The 14458-nt window shown below is 62.4% G+C and carries 17 protein-coding genes and 1 pseudogene; 6 read left to right on the top strand and 12 right to left on the bottom strand.

All coding sequences use genetic code 11. The features are described from left to right. From EN943_RS26600 to EN943_RS26590, 3 genes and pseudogenes are all read left to right on the top strand, one after another. Positions 1 to 189: pseudogene (locus EN943_RS26600) on the top strand (FADH(2)-oxidizing methylenetetrahydrofolate--tRNA-(uracil(54)-C(5))-methyltransferase TrmFO); the annotation flags it as partial. Positions 190 to 242: 53 nt separating this feature from the next. After that, on the top strand, positions 243 to 545 hold the full coding sequence (locus EN943_RS26595) for a type II toxin-antitoxin system ParD family antitoxin (protein WP_127415263.1): 303 nt from the start codon (positions 243 to 245) through the stop codon (positions 543 to 545). Further along, a complete protein-coding gene (locus tag EN943_RS26590; protein WP_127415262.1) occupies positions 517 to 849 on the top strand; it encodes a type II toxin-antitoxin system RelE/ParE family toxin in 333 nt (110 codons plus the stop codon). The genes EN943_RS26595 and EN943_RS26590 overlap by 29 nt, the downstream gene beginning before the upstream one ends. An 8-nt stretch (positions 850 to 857) precedes the next feature. Here EN943_RS26590 and EN943_RS26585 read toward each other — a convergent pair whose 3' ends face one another. The 6 genes from EN943_RS26585 to yajC form a co-directional block, all read right to left on the bottom strand. Beyond that, positions 858 to 1808: a sterol desaturase family protein gene (locus EN943_RS26585; protein ID WP_206522810.1), complete on the bottom strand. Its 951-nt coding sequence runs from the start codon at positions 1806 to 1808 to the stop codon at positions 858 to 860. Beyond that, positions 1808 to 2242, bottom strand: a complete 435-nt coding sequence (locus EN943_RS26580; RefSeq protein ID WP_127415260.1) for a hypothetical protein — start codon at positions 2240 to 2242, stop codon at positions 1808 to 1810. Before EN943_RS26580 ends, EN943_RS26585 begins: the two co-directional genes overlap by 1 nt. A gap of 76 nt (positions 2243 to 2318) precedes the next feature. After that, the gene (locus EN943_RS26575) at positions 2319 to 3161 is read right to left on the bottom strand and encodes a phytoene/squalene synthase family protein (protein WP_164778383.1); all 843 of its coding nucleotides are present in this window, start codon (positions 3159 to 3161) and stop codon (positions 2319 to 2321) included. 1 nt (position 3162) lies between these two features. Continuing rightward, positions 3163 to 3597 carry an Mth938-like domain-containing protein gene (locus tag EN943_RS26570; protein WP_164778382.1) on the bottom strand — a complete coding sequence of 145 codons (435 nt, stop codon included), beginning with the start codon at positions 3595 to 3597 and terminating at the stop codon, positions 3163 to 3165. Then, on the bottom strand, positions 3572 to 6121 hold the full coding sequence (gene secDF / locus EN943_RS26565; protein WP_127415258.1) for a protein translocase subunit SecDF: 2550 nt from the start codon (positions 6119 to 6121) through the stop codon (positions 3572 to 3574). The genes EN943_RS26570 and secDF overlap by 26 nt, the downstream gene beginning before the upstream one ends. Before the next feature lie 51 nt (positions 6122 to 6172). Then, complete coding sequence (yajC, locus tag EN943_RS26560) at positions 6173 to 6511, bottom strand: preprotein translocase subunit YajC (protein WP_127270542.1); 339 nt, start codon at positions 6509 to 6511, stop codon at positions 6173 to 6175. Between yajC and EN943_RS37775 the strand changes: the two genes are divergently transcribed. Beyond that, positions 6420 to 6641 (top strand): hypothetical protein, encoded by a 222-nt coding sequence (locus EN943_RS37775; RefSeq protein WP_164778381.1) that lies wholly within the window; start codon positions 6420 to 6422, stop codon positions 6639 to 6641. The genes yajC and EN943_RS37775 overlap by 92 nt on opposite strands. Positions 6642 to 6788: 147 nt before the next feature. Beyond that, positions 6789 to 7664: an ATP-binding protein gene (locus EN943_RS26555; RefSeq protein WP_127415257.1), complete on the top strand. Its 876-nt coding sequence runs from the start codon at positions 6789 to 6791 to the stop codon at positions 7662 to 7664. A gap of 39 nt (positions 7665 to 7703) precedes the next feature. On the opposite strand, the gene EN943_RS26550 is transcribed toward EN943_RS26555, so the two are convergent. Continuing rightward, on the bottom strand, positions 7704 to 8525 hold the full coding sequence (locus EN943_RS26550) for an AraC family transcriptional regulator (protein WP_127415256.1): 822 nt from the start codon (positions 8523 to 8525) through the stop codon (positions 7704 to 7706). Positions 8526 to 8638: 113 nt separating this feature from the next. On the opposite strand from EN943_RS26550, the gene EN943_RS26545 reads away from it, so the two are divergent. Further along, a complete protein-coding gene (locus EN943_RS26545) occupies positions 8639 to 9529 on the top strand; it encodes an NAD-dependent epimerase/dehydratase family protein (protein WP_127415255.1) in 891 nt (296 codons plus the stop codon). A gap of 123 nt (positions 9530 to 9652) precedes the next feature. Here EN943_RS26545 and EN943_RS26540 read toward each other — a convergent pair whose 3' ends face one another. The 5 genes from EN943_RS26540 to EN943_RS37985 all read right to left on the bottom strand — a co-directional run. Next, positions 9653 to 11167, bottom strand: a complete 1515-nt coding sequence (locus EN943_RS26540) for a peptidoglycan DD-metalloendopeptidase family protein (RefSeq protein ID WP_127415254.1) — start codon at positions 11165 to 11167, stop codon at positions 9653 to 9655. A 200-nt stretch (positions 11168 to 11367) separates the two neighbouring features. Continuing rightward, positions 11368 to 12021: a protein-L-isoaspartate(D-aspartate) O-methyltransferase gene (locus EN943_RS26535; protein WP_127415253.1), complete on the bottom strand. Its 654-nt coding sequence runs from the start codon at positions 12019 to 12021 to the stop codon at positions 11368 to 11370. Beyond that, positions 12018 to 12776, bottom strand: a complete 759-nt coding sequence (gene surE, locus EN943_RS26530) for a 5'/3'-nucleotidase SurE (RefSeq protein WP_127415252.1) — start codon at positions 12774 to 12776, stop codon at positions 12018 to 12020. The genes EN943_RS26535 and surE overlap by 4 nt, the downstream gene beginning before the upstream one ends. After that, the gene (gene serS / locus EN943_RS26525) at positions 12776 to 14209 is read right to left on the bottom strand and encodes a serine--tRNA ligase (protein WP_127415251.1); all 1434 of its coding nucleotides are present in this window, start codon (positions 14207 to 14209) and stop codon (positions 12776 to 12778) included. The genes surE and serS overlap by 1 nt, the downstream gene beginning before the upstream one ends. A 64-nt stretch (positions 14210 to 14273) precedes the next feature. Beyond that, positions 14274 to 14458, bottom strand: a 185-nt coding sequence (locus EN943_RS37985; RefSeq protein ID WP_206522809.1) for a hypothetical protein, incomplete at its 5' end; no start/stop codon positions are given.

Here is a 14458-nt window from a genome sequence, read left to right as displayed (position 1 = left end):
TTCCAGCCGATGAATGTCAATTTCGGCCTGTTCCCGCCGGTGGAAGCCCCGAAGACCGAAGGCAAACGCATGCGCGGCAAGGACAAGACCGTTGCCAAGCGCCACGCCATCACATCGCGCGCACGCGCCGATTGCCGGCAATGGCTGGGATTGGCGGCGCAAGCGGAAACGGCCGAAGCTGCGGAGTAGCTTGCTGGCACAAAGTAGGATACTATCTTACTTTATGCCCAAAAGAGGCGCCCATGGAATCCGCCGAGAAACTGTCCATCACCGTCACGCCTGCAATGGCGCGTATGATCCGCGAGAAAGTCGAGGACGGCTCCTTCGGATCAGCGAGCGAGGTCATCCGCGCCGCCCTTCGGGCTTTCCAGCGTGAGGAAGCTGAGCATGCCGAACGCATGGTGTCGATCAGGGCGCGGGTGAAGGCATCGATCGAAGACAAAAGACCTGCTGTTCCGCTCGACGAGGCGATCGACCGGGTAAAGAGCCGGATTTCGCAACTGGCGAGAGAGAGCGATGATCCAGCGTCTCGCCGTCGTTCTTAGCGAAAACGCGATTTCCGATCTTGAAGCAATTGGCGCCTACGTCCTTGAGAGCAGCGGCAGCGAAAACATCGCCAACGGTTTCGTGGATCGGATAGAAGAGCGCTGCCAGAGTATCGGCAATGCACCTCGTGGCGGTCGCTCGCGCGACGATGTCGTTCGGGGATTACGAACCGTTCCATTCGAGCATTCCGCCGTCATCACCTATCTGATCGAGAACGATGTCGTCCGCATCGTCAACATCTTCTATGGCGGTCGCGACTATGAGGCGCTGATGCGCGACGGTGGATCGAGTGAACCATCCTGAGGCGACATTTATTCGGCCGGCTCGGCACTCGCCACCGGCAGCCCTGGCTTCCCCGCTTCGCCCGGATTTCGCCTGACATAGGCGGCCTTCAGGCTCTCCGATGTGTCGCGCGAACCATCATGGCTCCAGCCGGGCGGCTTGATCAGATAGTTCAGGCGATCGCCCAAGGTCAGGCCGGGCGCAAAGGCATCCCTGAACATGCCGATCCATTCATGAAACGCGACTTTCAGCGGATTGAAGGTGCCGAGATTTTTCACGATGCCGTAGCGCGGCCGGTCTTCCTCCAGTTCCCCGACGAAGGTGCCGAACATGCGGTCCCAGACGATCAGCGTGCCGGCATAATTGGCGTCGAGATAGCGCGGATTGGTGGCGTGATGGGCGCGGTGATGCGACGGCGTGTTGAAGACGAATTCGAACCAGCCCCACATCTTGCCGATGGTCTCGGTGTGGATCCAGAACTGCCAGACGAGGTTGAAGCCGAATGTGAAGGCAATCGCCGCCGGATGGAAGCCGAGCAGCACCAGCGGCGCCTGCAAAACGAACATGAAGGTGAACAGCCCGGTCCAGCTTTGCCTGAGCGCCGTCGACAGATTGTAGTGCTGGCTGGAATGGTGGTTGACGTGTTCGGCCCACACCCAGCGCACCCGGTGCGCGATGCGATGATAGAAATAGTAGCGCAAATCATCGAGCAGGAAGGCGGCCAGGAACACCCAGACCGACAGGCCGAGATTGAAGACGCGGAACTGCCAGAGCCACAGCAGTGCCCAGTAGGACACCACGCCAAGCAGCAGCCCGGCAACGACATTGCCGGTGCCCATCATCAGGCTGGTCAAGGTGTCGCGCGTTTCGAACGAACCCTTGGCGCGGCCGGTGCGCACCAGCCAAAGCTCGATCAGGATCGCGACAACAAAGAACGGGATGGCCAGTTGGGTGACTTGCGGGAAATTGTAGTCGTCCATCACGCGGCCTCCCCAGTGGAATTCGAACGGTGCGGCTCAAGGGCTTCCAGCAGGCCCAGCGCATCCGTTGAGCTGGCAAAGCGGAAGCGGCCGCCCTTCCAGGTGAAATCGGCGAGCCGCAATGAGACCGCGTTCCCGTCTCCGGCGTTCAAAACCACGACATCTCGAGGCGTGACGATGCGGGTCAAGAAGCAGTCGCCTATGCTGTGAACGATACCGAAGCGCCCTCGCCCGATATCCAGAAAAGCGGTCCTGGCATCTGCTGTCAGGCGGGCCGCCGCAACGATCTCGTCGGGAAAATCTTCGGCGAATCGGCTCGCTGCCTGATCGGCACTGCTGAGCGTCGCCGTCTTGCTGCCGCCGGTGAAATGCACCGCCGCAACCGACAGCGCGATGCCGAAGGTAACGATCGCTACCAATATGGGTAAGCTCATGAACCTCCTCCGGGCCGGTCTGTTGTCTTCGGCAACAGTTTGGCGCGCGGGCGTCTTAACATGATTGACGTTTACGTCAAAGCGTAGGCCAGCCCTTGCTCGCGCGACGCAGCAGCAGCCAATGCCGGCGCAAGGCCGACAGCCGCGCCACGCCTTCGAGCGGCGAACCATTCGCCATCTTGCCGAGATAGGCACGTGACAGGGCGAGCGGCAGGAATGCCGGACGCAGCGAGACCGGCAGAGCCGGTGCGCCTTGCTCGAAGGCGGAAAGATGTTCCCGTGCCAGCGCCATCATCGCCGCCGCCGCGCGTTTGGCGCCGGGTCCACCGTCGCCGGCAACGAATTCTTCCGGCGACGATCCCGCCGCCGCCAGAATATCGGCCGGGACAAAACATTGTCCGCGCTTGCGGTGCAGCGGCAACAGCAGCAGCAGGCCGGTCATCGCCTGCGCACAGCCTGCCCTGCCCGCCAGTTCGGCAAAGCGCGGCGCCTCGCCGGGATCGAGCACCATCGCCGCAAGCTGGATGAGCGCGGCAGCCGTCTCGCCGCAATAGCCTTCCAGATCGGTGCGCGACGGCATCGGGTCGTCGTAGAGGTCGAAGATGCGCGCATCGAGCATGTTCTCGAAGGCCGGCTTCGGCAGGCCGAATGTCGCTATGGTGGCGTTCAAGGCTTCGGCTGTGGGATGGCCGGCGCCAGCCTCCCCACCGGCGGCAATGACATCGCGCCACCATTGCAGCCGCACCTCGCCCGGCAGCGCCTCATGGATGCGATCGCGAATGCCTGCGATCTCGGCATTGAAGGCATAGAGCGAAAACAGCGGGTCGCGCTTGTCGGCCGGCGCGTAGAGCGCGGTCAGGTAGCGGTCATGGTCGGCGACGCGCACCGCCTCCATGACGATTTCAGCGCTTCGAGACATGTCAATCGACGGCGATGAGCGCGGCGGCCACGGCGCGCTCTTCCGCCAGAAGGACATTGTAGGTCCGCACCGCGGCACCCGTCGACATCGGCTCGGATGCAATGCCGGCGGCCTTCAGCGCGGCCCGCAATGCCACAGGCAATGGCCTGAGATCCCTGCCCATGCCGACGAGCAGGAGTTCGACCTTGTCGGCCTCGGACAACAGCCTGTCGAAATCCGCCACCGTCAACACCAGAGGATCAGCCGGCTCCCAGCCATGGATGCCGGACGGCAGGCACATGAGCGAACCGCGATGCGACATATCGGCAAAGCGGAACCCGCCATTGCCATAGGCTTCGATCGGCGCGCGGCCCGGAAAATGCGCCTCGCGGATGACGATGCCTTTGCTGGTCACCGTTATACCCGGCGCGTCAGGTCGCGACCGCCTTGCCGCCATTGACCGGCTTCTCCTCGTCGGCCGAAGCCTGCGGCCGCAACTTGAACAGGATCAACAGCGGTGCGGCGATGAAGATCGAGGAATAAGTCCCGAAGACGACGCCGAACAGCATGGCCATGGTGAACGAGCGGATCACCTCGCCGCCGAACAGAACCAGCGCCAGCAGCGCCAGGATCGTCGTCACCGAGGTCAGTGTCGTTCTCGACAGCGTCTCGTTGATGGCGTTGTTCAACAGCTGCGGCAGCGGCATGCGCTTGTATTTTCGCAGATCCTCTCGAACACGGTCATAGACGACGATCGTGTCGTTCAGCGAATAGCCGATGATCGTCAGGATCGCCGCCAGCGATGACTGGTTGAACTCCAGTCCGGTGATGACGAAGAAGCCGAGCGTCATGACCACATCGTGCACCGTCGCCACGATGGCACCGACCGCGAACTGCCATTCGAAGCGGAACCAGACATAGATCAGGATGCCGAGCAGCGCGATCAGCATGGCGATCGTGCCTTGCTTGGCGAGTTCTCCGGAAACCGTCGGTCCCACCACTTCGACACGGCGGAAGTCATAGGTGTCCTGCAGCTCGCCACGCACCTTGTCGATGACCGTCTGCTCGGCATTCTCGCCACCATCCTGCGAGCCGACACGGATCAGCACGTCGTTCGGATCGCCGAACTGCTGCACCTGGACTTCGCCGATGTTGAGTTCGGTCAGCCGCCCACGAATGTCGGCAATATCGGCGTTGCCGGTCTTGGCCTTCACCTCGATCAGCGAGCCGCCCTTGAAGTCGATGCCGTAGTTGATGTCGACGGTCATGAACAGCACGACCGACAGCACCGAAAGGATGCTCGACAGCGCGAACGTCCAGCGGCGGATGCCCATGAAGGGGATCTTCGTGCCGGGTGGAACGAAGGTCACCGGCGCCTTAGGCAATTCCTTCGGGCGCGCCCGGCGCAGCCAGATCGAGACCAGCAGACGGGTGAAGGTGAAAGCGGTGAAGACCGTGGTCAGGATGCCGATGGCGAAGGTGATGGCAAAGCCCTTCACCGGCCCGGTGCCGAGATAGAACAGCACCACGGTGGCGATCAGCGAGGTGACGTTGGAATCGACGATGGTCGCCAGCGCCTTGGTGAAACCGGTGTCGATCGCCTGGATCACCGAGCGGCCGGCTCGTCGCTCCTCGCGGATACGTTCATAGATCAGCACGTTGGAATCGACCGCCATGCCGATGGTCAGCACGATACCGGCGATACCAGGCAAGGTCAGCGTCGCGCCAAGCAGCGACAACAGCCCGACGATCATCGCCACGTGCACCGCCAGCGCGATGTTGGCGAGGAAGCCAAGGAAGCCGTAGGCGACGAACATGAACACGACGACGAGGATCGAGCCGATGATGCCGGCGACCTTGCCGGCATGGATCGAATCCTGGCCGAGGCCCGGGCCGACGGTACGTTCTTCGATCACCGTCAGCGTTGCGGGCAAGGCGCCGGCGCGCAGCAGCACCGCAAGGTCATTGGCGCTCTGGGCGGTGAAATTGCCGGAGATCTGGCCGGTGCCGCCGAGGATCGGCTCACGAATCTGCGGCGCCGAGATCACCTGATTGTCGAGGATGATGGCGAACAGCTTGCCGACATTTTGCGAGGTCGCCTGGCCGAAGCGCGCCGCACCCTTCGAATCGAAGCGGAACGACACCACCGGCTCGTTGTTCTGAGAATTGTAGGTCGCCTGCGCATCGACGAGGTTTTCGCCCGAAACGATGACGCGGTTCTCGATCAGATACGGAACCGGCGGATCGTCCTGCGAATACAGCACCGACGAGCCGGCGGGCGGACGGCCGTTGAGCGCGTCCTGCACCGGCATCGACTGGTCGACCATCTGGAAGGTCAGCTTGGCGGTCTGGCCGAGGATTTCCTTCAGCCTTTGCGGATCCTGAAGGCCCGGCACCTGGACAAGGATACGGTCGTCGCCCTGCCTCTGCACGATCGGTTCGGTCGTGCCGAGCTCGTTGACGCGACGCTCGACCACCTCGATCGACTGCGCCAATGCAGTCGACGTGCGGTATTTGATGCCGGCGTCGGTGACGCTGAATTTGAGCAGGCCGGGCTCGGAATCGTCGAGCGTCATTTCCTGGATGGAGCCGCCGGTGAACAGGCCGGCAGCCACCGGATCGGTCAGCGTCTTCAGCGCCGTCTTGGCGGCATCGAGCTGGGCTGGATCGGTGATGCGGACCTGCAAGACACGTCCGGTGCCGGCGAGGCCGGTATAGCCGATCTTGGCGTCACGCAGCAGAGTGCGGATCTCGTCGCGCGTCGTCTCCAACCGATCCTTGATCAGATCGTTCTGGTTCATCTCCAGCAGGATGTGCGAGCCGCCCTGCAGATCGAGGCCGAGCGTCATCTGACGCTTCGGCACCCAGCTGGGCAGTTGGGCCAAGGTGCTTGCGGGGATGAGATTGGGCGCGGCGAGGATCACCGTAATGGCCACGGCCACCCAGATCAGGATCATCTTGAAGCGCGAGAAATACAACATATGGCGTCGTCCGTCAGAGCGTGTCCGCGGATCGCTCCGCCTAAAATTGGATTATTTCTTGGCGTTCTGGTTGGCCACCGGCTCGCCCTTGACGCGCACATCGGCGATCGTCGAGCGCAGCGCCGTCACCTTCAAGCCATTGCCGAGGTCGATCTCGAGCTCGTTGTCGTCGATCACCTTGGTCACCTTGCCGACGAAGCCGCCGCCGGTGACGACCGTGTCGCCGCGACGGACAGCCGCCAGCATCTCGCCGCGCTTCTTCAGCTGCGTGCGCTGCGGCCGGATGATCAGAAAATACATGATCACGAAAATCAGAACAAACGGCAAAATGCTGATGAACATGTCGGGAGAAGCGCCGACGCCTTGGGCGTATGCCGGTGTCACGAACATCGAGGTACTCCTGAATTTTGAAAACAGCCGCCAATTTGGCGGCCCCTTGAAATTTGGCCGGAATATAGTCGGTAAAGTTGTCAATGCAACTGCGCGGCCGGCCAAATCGGCTGCTTTTCCGGCCTGTTGAGCCGTGTTAGAGCATGATCGCGAAAAGCGCGAGCGGGTTTTCGGAAAAGATCACGTTCGAACAAAAGGTTGCAACCGGTTTCCAACCTCACGGAATCGGTCACGTCCACGCCTCCACACGTCAAAAACGCGAAAACAAAAGACAGACATGACCGACAGCAGCATTGAAGCCCTGAACCAGAAACTCGACCGGCTGATCGAAGCGGTGAGCCGCCTTGCCCCGCCGCCAGTGCCCCAAACCGACCTCCGCGAGGCCGATTGTTTCGTCTGGCAGGCCGATCCGGGCTATCTGGAGCCGGTGCGCAAGGTCAATCGCGTCGACATCGGCCTGATCCGTGGCGTCGACCGTGTCCGCGACATCCTTGTCGACAACACCGAACGCTTCGCTGCCGGCTATCCGGCCAACAATGTATTGTTGTGGGGCGCGCGCGGCATGGGCAAATCGTCGCTGGTCAAGGCCGTGCATGCTGAGATCAACGCCAAGGCCAAGTCCGACCTGCCGCTGAAGCTGATCGAAATCCACCGCGAGGACATCGACACGCTGCCGAAGCTGATGGGTCTGCTGAAGGCGGCGCCCTTCCGCTTCATCCTGTTTTGCGACGACCTCTCCTTCGACCACGACGACACCTCCTACAAGTCGCTCAAGGCAGCGCTCGAAGGCGGCGTCGAGGGTCGCCCGGCCAATGTCATCTTCTATGCCACCTCGAACCGCCGCCATCTTTTGCCCCGCGACATGATCGACAATGAGCGCTCGACCGCCATCAACCCGTCCGAGGCGGTCGAGGAAAAAGTGTCGCTGTCCGACCGGTTCGGGCTGTGGCTCGGCTTCCACAAATGTTCGCAGGACGAGTATCTCGACATGATCGACGGCTATGTCCGGCACCATGGCCTGGTCATGGATTCCGACCAACTGCGCGCCGAAGCACTGGAATGGGCGACCACCCGCGGCAGCCGCTCGGGCCGCGTCGCCTGGCAGTTCACCCAGGACCTGGCTGGCCGGCTCGGCAAGCCCCTGAAGGACTGACGCGTTGGATAGCGTCGCCAATCCCATCCAATGACAAGATCATTTGGGCGGCTGCGACCGCCGCAAATCACGCGGCGTTTGGCCGATCTCGCGGCGCATCCAATGCACAAGATGTGACTGGTGTGCGAAGCCCGTCAATTCCGCCACCTCGCTGGTGCTGAGATCGCCTTGCTGCAGCAGGACGCGTGCGCGTTCGACGCGGCGCCGTAGCACGTAGCGGTGCAGGGTGAAGCCCGTTGCCACTTTGAACCATGTCCGCAAGTGCGAACTGCTGGCACCGGCAACCCGGCTCAGTCGATGGATCGGAAGGGGTTCGTGCAGCGCGACCTCGATATGCTCCAGCACGCGCCTGAGCTGAGTATCCGACAATCGGCTCGCGCGATCGATATCAGGTTCACCGAGGCCAAGCAGCCTCACAGCGATCGCGGCGCCGATGCTGTCGGCAAACAACGACCCGCTCGGCGAACTCGCATTGAGATCGCTCTCGAGTGCTCGCGCGAGGTGTTCGATGCGCTGGTCACGAAGCAGGTGACGTGTGCCGAGCGGCAATGCGCGCGCCTTGCCGCCAAGTTCGGCTGCCACCCGTTCCATCAAGGCCGGCTGCAACGCGATCTCGATCGTGTCGAATGGGGTGTCAGCCTCGAACCCGCCCTCCTCGCCGGCAGGCACCAGGTCGATATCGCCGGCGCGCCTGACGAAATATCGTCGAACCTCATGGCAGTAGGAGCGCGTCGCAGCACTTGCATGCACCATGATGCGATGGTGTGGCGCCCGGAGCAGGCGATGGACCCCGGCTTCGACATGCCGAGAGGCCATTGTTACGTCGGACGGGGATCGGGCCGGGGCGACTTGCGAGAGCATGCTTTCTCGATTCATGGCAAAACCTGTCAAAGAATTGGCAATTCCCGCGCGATTTTCAATGCCGTGGCTATGTACCTACGCCTCTCCATAAAACTTGGATGAGAGGTTATGCCATGAGTTTCTATGTTGTTGTTGGAGCAGGCCCGGTTGGTCGCGAGACCGCCCGGCTTCTGGGCGAAGAAGGCCATGATGTTGTCTTGACGAGCCGGAGTGTCGGTTCGAACGCGCTGCAAAATGTCCGGACCGTCCAGGCCGATGCCACCGATGCCGTTGAACTGGCGCGTATCTGCCGAGACGCCGACGCCATTTTCATGTGTGCCATGGCCGCCTATCACCGGTGGCCGACCGACTTCTTCCCGATCATCGACGGCACCGTGCGGGCTGCGGAAGCGGTCGGCGCGAAGCTTGTGGTTCTCGGAAACCTCTATGGCTATGGCGAACATGCCGATAGTCCGCTTCACTCCGACCTGTCTCTGGATCCGACTTCGAAGAAAGGAACCGCCCGGACGATCATGTGGCAGCGGGCGGTCCGTGCGGACGTACCGGCCGTCGAAGTGCGGTCCAGCGACTATCTTGGACATGGTGCGATCAGCTCTTTCTCACTGGTCGCGCTGCCCTCCATAATCGAGGGGAAACCGACTGCTTTCATTGGAAACCTCGACGCAACTCATGCCTGGTCCTTCACGAAGGACGTGGCCAGGACGCTGGTCGCTGCTTCCCGCTACACGGGCGAATGGGGACGGGCGTTCCATGTTCCATCGCAACACGCCTCACCCCGGGAACTCATCCTGACGACCGCGGCAATGCTTCACCGTGAAATTCCAGAAACACGTTCCTATTCCATCCCCGAAATGGAAGCATTTGGCATGCATGAGCTCATCGAGATGAGCTACCTCTTCGACAATCCCTTGCTGGTCGATTCCTCCGACGCGGAGAGGCTTCTCGGCATCAAGCCCAGCAGCCTTGGCGTCATGATCGCCGACACCCTGCGTGATCATCTTTGAAGCTTGAAGACTGGCGCGTCGCGTTGAAACTGAAAAAGCCCGCTCCTTTCGGAACGGGCTGAGCCGGCGGGCAGGACTGGAGGTCAGACGGCCCGCAAATTGCTTTTTTTCTTCTATTCGAAACTATTCGAGATAGCCGGAGGGATCGACCGGGGCGGAATTCTTGCGCACTTCGAAGTGCAGCTTCGGCGAGTCCGTCGTGCCGCTCATGCCCGACAGTGCGATTTCCTGGCCGCGCTTGACCTTCTGGCCGCGCTGGACCTCGATCGAGCTGGCGTGGCCGTAGACGGTGACCAGGCCGTTCTCGTGGCGCACCAGCACCGTGTTGCCGAATTCCTTGAGGCCGTCGCCGGCATAGATGACGACGCCGTTCTCGGCCGCCTTGACCGGCGTGCCCGTCGGCACCGCGATATCGACGCCGTCCTTGCCCGAGCCGAAACCGGAAATCACCCGGCCGCGCACCGGCCAGCGCATCTTGCCGATGCCGGTGGCATCAGGCGCGACGGCATCGTCGGCCTCGGCCTGCTGGATGACCTTCGAATCCTTTTTCGGCGGCGTGTAGGACGCCAGCGTTTCCGACGGCGTGGTCTTTGCCGCGGGCTGCGTCGTGGCCGTCGTCACCGGATCGACCTTGGCCGGCTTGGCAGCGGCGACGGTCGCGGTTCCGCCGGCGGGCACCTTCAGGGTCTGGCCGATCTTGAGCAAGCCATCCTTCATCCCGTTGGCCTGCTTTAGAGCAACGACGCCGACGCCGGTCTTCCTGGCAATCGAAGACATCGTGTCGCCCGACTGGACCGTGTAGGTCCCAGCAGCGCCGGTCGTCTTGGCAACCTGCGGCTTGGGCTCCTTGGGCTGGTTTGCTGCGGCCGACGCGTCGACCTGAGCGGCGGACTTGCCCTCCTTAGGCTTCGGCTGCTGTGGCAGGACGGCGACCTTGTCCGGCGCAGTGGCCGGCAGGTTGTGCTTGGTGTCTTTCGCCGGCTTGGCATCCGCGAGCTTCGGCTCGCCCTTGCTCGAATAGGCGTAGGCCGGGATGACCAGCTTCTGGCCGGTCTTCAGCCCCTTGGTCGCGCTCAGCCCATTGACCTTCATGATCACGTCGGACGGCACCTTGTAGCGCTGCGCCAAGCCGCCGATCGTTTCGCCGTCCCTGACGACGATCTCGGTTGCATGCGGAGTGCCGGCAGCAGCCACGCGGGGTTCGTCAGGTTGCGAAACCTTGAAAGGCGACGCTGCCGGAGCGACGGTGCCGGTCGTGGTCCTGTCGACATGCGGTGCCGGGGCCAATGCGGTGCGCACAGGCTTCGATGCCGGCGCCAGTTCGGGAGCCTGCTGCGCTTGGGCAACCGGCGGCGGCAGCGGCCGCGTCGAGACCGGCTCGAGGCTGGAGCGGCTGACCGATTGTGTATGGCTGCCATCGATCGGAGCGGCGGCGACATCGCCCGGATAGGGCTGCTGTACGGCATCCTGCTTGTTGATGATGGTCCGCTGATTGTTGGTCGAGGATGTAAAGACGTCGTCGACGCCATTGAACCGCGAAACCTGGGAACTGCACCCGGCCGCAGCGCCTGCAATCATGAGGACAGCGCAACCTCGCGCCAGATTGCGTCCATTTGCCTTCAAAACACTGAGTTGCATCGCACTGACCCGCACATACCCGGTACAAACTAGGCATGATTAAAGCGCGTTAATGTTACTCGACGGTTAACCCCATGGAATCCGGCGCAATTTTTCTTAAAATATTAGAGAGCGAGCCGAGGGGAGATTTTCAGGTCAGGCCAGCCGGGGTCGAAGACGGGCGCGACCGACGCGGCGCGGCCTGAACATCAACATGCGCGCTAAATGATAGCGGCGACACCGCGCAGGATCGGCTGCAGGCGAACGAGGCCGATGTCTTCACGCTCGAAGCGGCTGCCGACCTTGGTCAGCTTGGCCAGCACCTGTTCGCCCTCTTCGGGGCCGATCGGAGCGATGACGATACCGCCGCTCGACAACTGGTCGAGCAGGAAACGCGGCAGGCTGTCGAAGGCAGCCCAGGCGACGATGCGGTCAAATGGCCCTTCATTCGGCAGCCCGCCGGAACCATCGGCGTGGCGCACGATCACATTGCCGATGCCGAGCGCCTCGAAGCGCTGCCGCGCCTGCTCGGCGAGTGTCTTGTAGCGATCGGTGGTGATGACCCGCCCGGCCAGCCGCGACATCACCGCCGAGGTGTAGCCCGAGCCGGTACCGACCTCGAGCACGCGGTTGCCCTGCTCGATAGCGAGCGCCGCGATCACCGCCGCCTGCATGTCGGCGCCTTCGATCGCCTCGCCGCATTCGATCGGCAGCATGCGGTCCGACCACGCGATGGAATGGAACTGGGCCGCCAGGAAGCCGCGTCGCGGCGTCGCCTCGAAGGCCGCGATCAGCGCCTTCGGCACCGTCCCCCGGCCACGCAGGCGCAGCAGAAAGGCGGCAAAACCTTCGCGGTCATCGAGGCCCTGGTTCATGCAAGCGCCTTGCTCAGCTGGTCACGGATTTCATGCGCGGTCAGATCGAGCTGCAGTGGCGTCACCGACACCAGCCTATTGCGAAGGGCGTAGAGGTCGGTGCCTTGTTTGCCTTCGACCGGCTCGCGGCCGAAGCGCAGCCAGTAGTAAGCCAAGCCGCGCCCGTCGCGGCGCTCGTCGACCCACAGGGAGTGCACGAGCTTGCCTTGCGAGGTGACCACCGTGCCGGCGACCTCTTCGGGCGTGCAGTTCGGAAAATTCACGTTCAGCAAAACACCGTCAGGCAGCGGCGTCGCGACCAGCTTCTTCAGCAATGCCGGCGCCAGCGCCTCGGTCGTCTCGTAAGGCACGACGCGATCCTCGCCGACATAGCTGTAGCCCTGGCTGAGCGCGATCGAGCGTATGCCGAGCAGCGCGCCCTCCATGGCGCCGGCGACGGTGCCGGAATAGGTGACATCGTCGGCGATGTTGGCGCCCGAATTGATGCCGGACAGGATCAGGTCGGGTGCGCCGGGCAGGATCTTCTTGACGCCCATGATGACGCAATCCGTCGGCGTGCCGCGCACGGCAAAATGCTTCTCGCCGATCTTGCGCAGCCGCAGCGGCTCCGAGATCGACAGTGAATGCGCATAGCCGGACTGGTCCTGCTCGGGCGCCACCACCCAGACATCGTCGGACAGCGTACGTGCGACGCGTTCGAGCGACGCCAGGCCCTCGGCATGAATGCCGTCGTCATTGGTCAGGAGGATACGCATTATTTCGCTTCGATCTTTTCCAGACCGCCCATGTAAGGCCGCAGCACTTCAGGAATGGTTACGCTGCCATCTTCATTCTGGTAGTTTTCGATGACGGCGATGAGCGCGCGGCCAACGGCGGTGCCCGAGCCGTTGAGGGTGTGGACGAAGCGGTTGCCCTTGCCGTCCCTGTCCTTGTAGCGCGCGTCCATGCGGCGTGCCTGGAAATCGCCGCACACCGAGCAGGACGAGATCTCGCGATAGGCGTTCTGGCCGGGCAGCCAGACCTCGATGTCGTAGGTCTTTCGCGCGCCAAACCCCATGTCACCGGTGCACAGCGTCATGGTGCGGAACGGCAGGCCGAGCCGCTTCAGCACTTCCTCGGCGCATTGCGTCATCCGCTCGTGCTCGGCAAGCGATGAGTCCTGGTCGGTGATCGACACCAGCTCGACCTTGTAGAACTGATGCTGGCGCAGCATGCCGCGCGTGTCGCGCCCGGCCGAACCCGCTTCCGAACGGAAGCACGGCGTCAGCGCGGTGTAGCGCAGCGGTAATTTCTCGTGGGCGGTGATTTCTTCGCGCACGAGGTTGGTGAGCGGGACTTCGGCGGTCGGGATCAACCAAAATTGCTCACTTGTGGGAGCTCGCTCGAAAATCGTGCCCACCGTTTCAACCAGATTTTTCTGGCCGGCCTTCAGCTTTTCGATATCGGACGAATCCTGCCAATCCTCCAATATTCTGGCAGCCTGCTGCGACCGAGACTCAATCGATGCTCCAAAAAACAGATCTTCTTTGAACTTGGGCAGTTGCCCTGTCCCAAACATGATGTTGTCCTTGACCATCAGCGGCGGGATGACTTCTTCGTAGCCGTGTTCGGTCGTATGCAGGTCCAGCATGAACTGGCCGAGCGCACGCTCCATCCGCGCCAGTCCGCTTTTCAGCACCGTAAAGCGCGAGCCCGACAGCTTTGCCGCGCGCTCGAAATCCATCATGCCGAGCGCTTCGCCGATCTCAAAGTGCTCCTTCACCCAGTTCGGCCGCGTCGGCACCTTGCCAACGATGTGCTTGACGACATTGTCGTGCTCGTCCTTGCCGACAGGCACGTCGTCGAACGGTACGTTGGGCAGCACCGCCAGCGCGTCGTTCAGCGCCTTGTCGAGCTCGCGTTCGCGCGCCTCGCCGTTCTGGATGAAGACCTTGATCTCGCCGACTTCGGCTTTCAGCGTCTCGGCCAGGGCGGCATCGCCCGAACGCATGGCGTTGCCGATCTCCTTCGACGCAGCATTGCGGCGCTCCTGCTTGGTCTGTAGCTCGGTAACGTGTTCGCGCCGCGCCTCGTCCGAGGCGATCAGCCCGCCGACCGTGGACTGCGCCTCGTCAGCCGACCACGAGCGCTTCACCAGCGCGTCGACAAGGGCCTTCGGGTTGTCGCGAATCCATTTGATGTCAAGCATGGTTTGAACGCTCCGGGGTAGCATGTCGCCCAAAGTGCGCAGCGGTTTGGGACAACGACATGCTTCAAACAAAACTGAAACGCATCGCTTTCAGTGCGATGCGTTTCAGCCAGAGGGCGTAAACCGCATCATCGATGGATGCAAGATGGGGCATGGGGAACGCAAGCATGCGATCACGCTTTGACGCGCTTTCGGCTGAAGGCGGAGGAGAGCCTGAAATGAAAAACCCGCCTCTACGGCGGGGCGCTG

It is taken from the genome of Mesorhizobium sp. M7A.F.Ca.US.006.01.1.1 (assembly GCF_003997935.1).
Taxonomy (GTDB): domain Bacteria; phylum Pseudomonadota; class Alphaproteobacteria; order Rhizobiales; family Rhizobiaceae; genus Mesorhizobium.
This window is presented reverse-complemented; position numbering and strand designations above follow the sequence as displayed.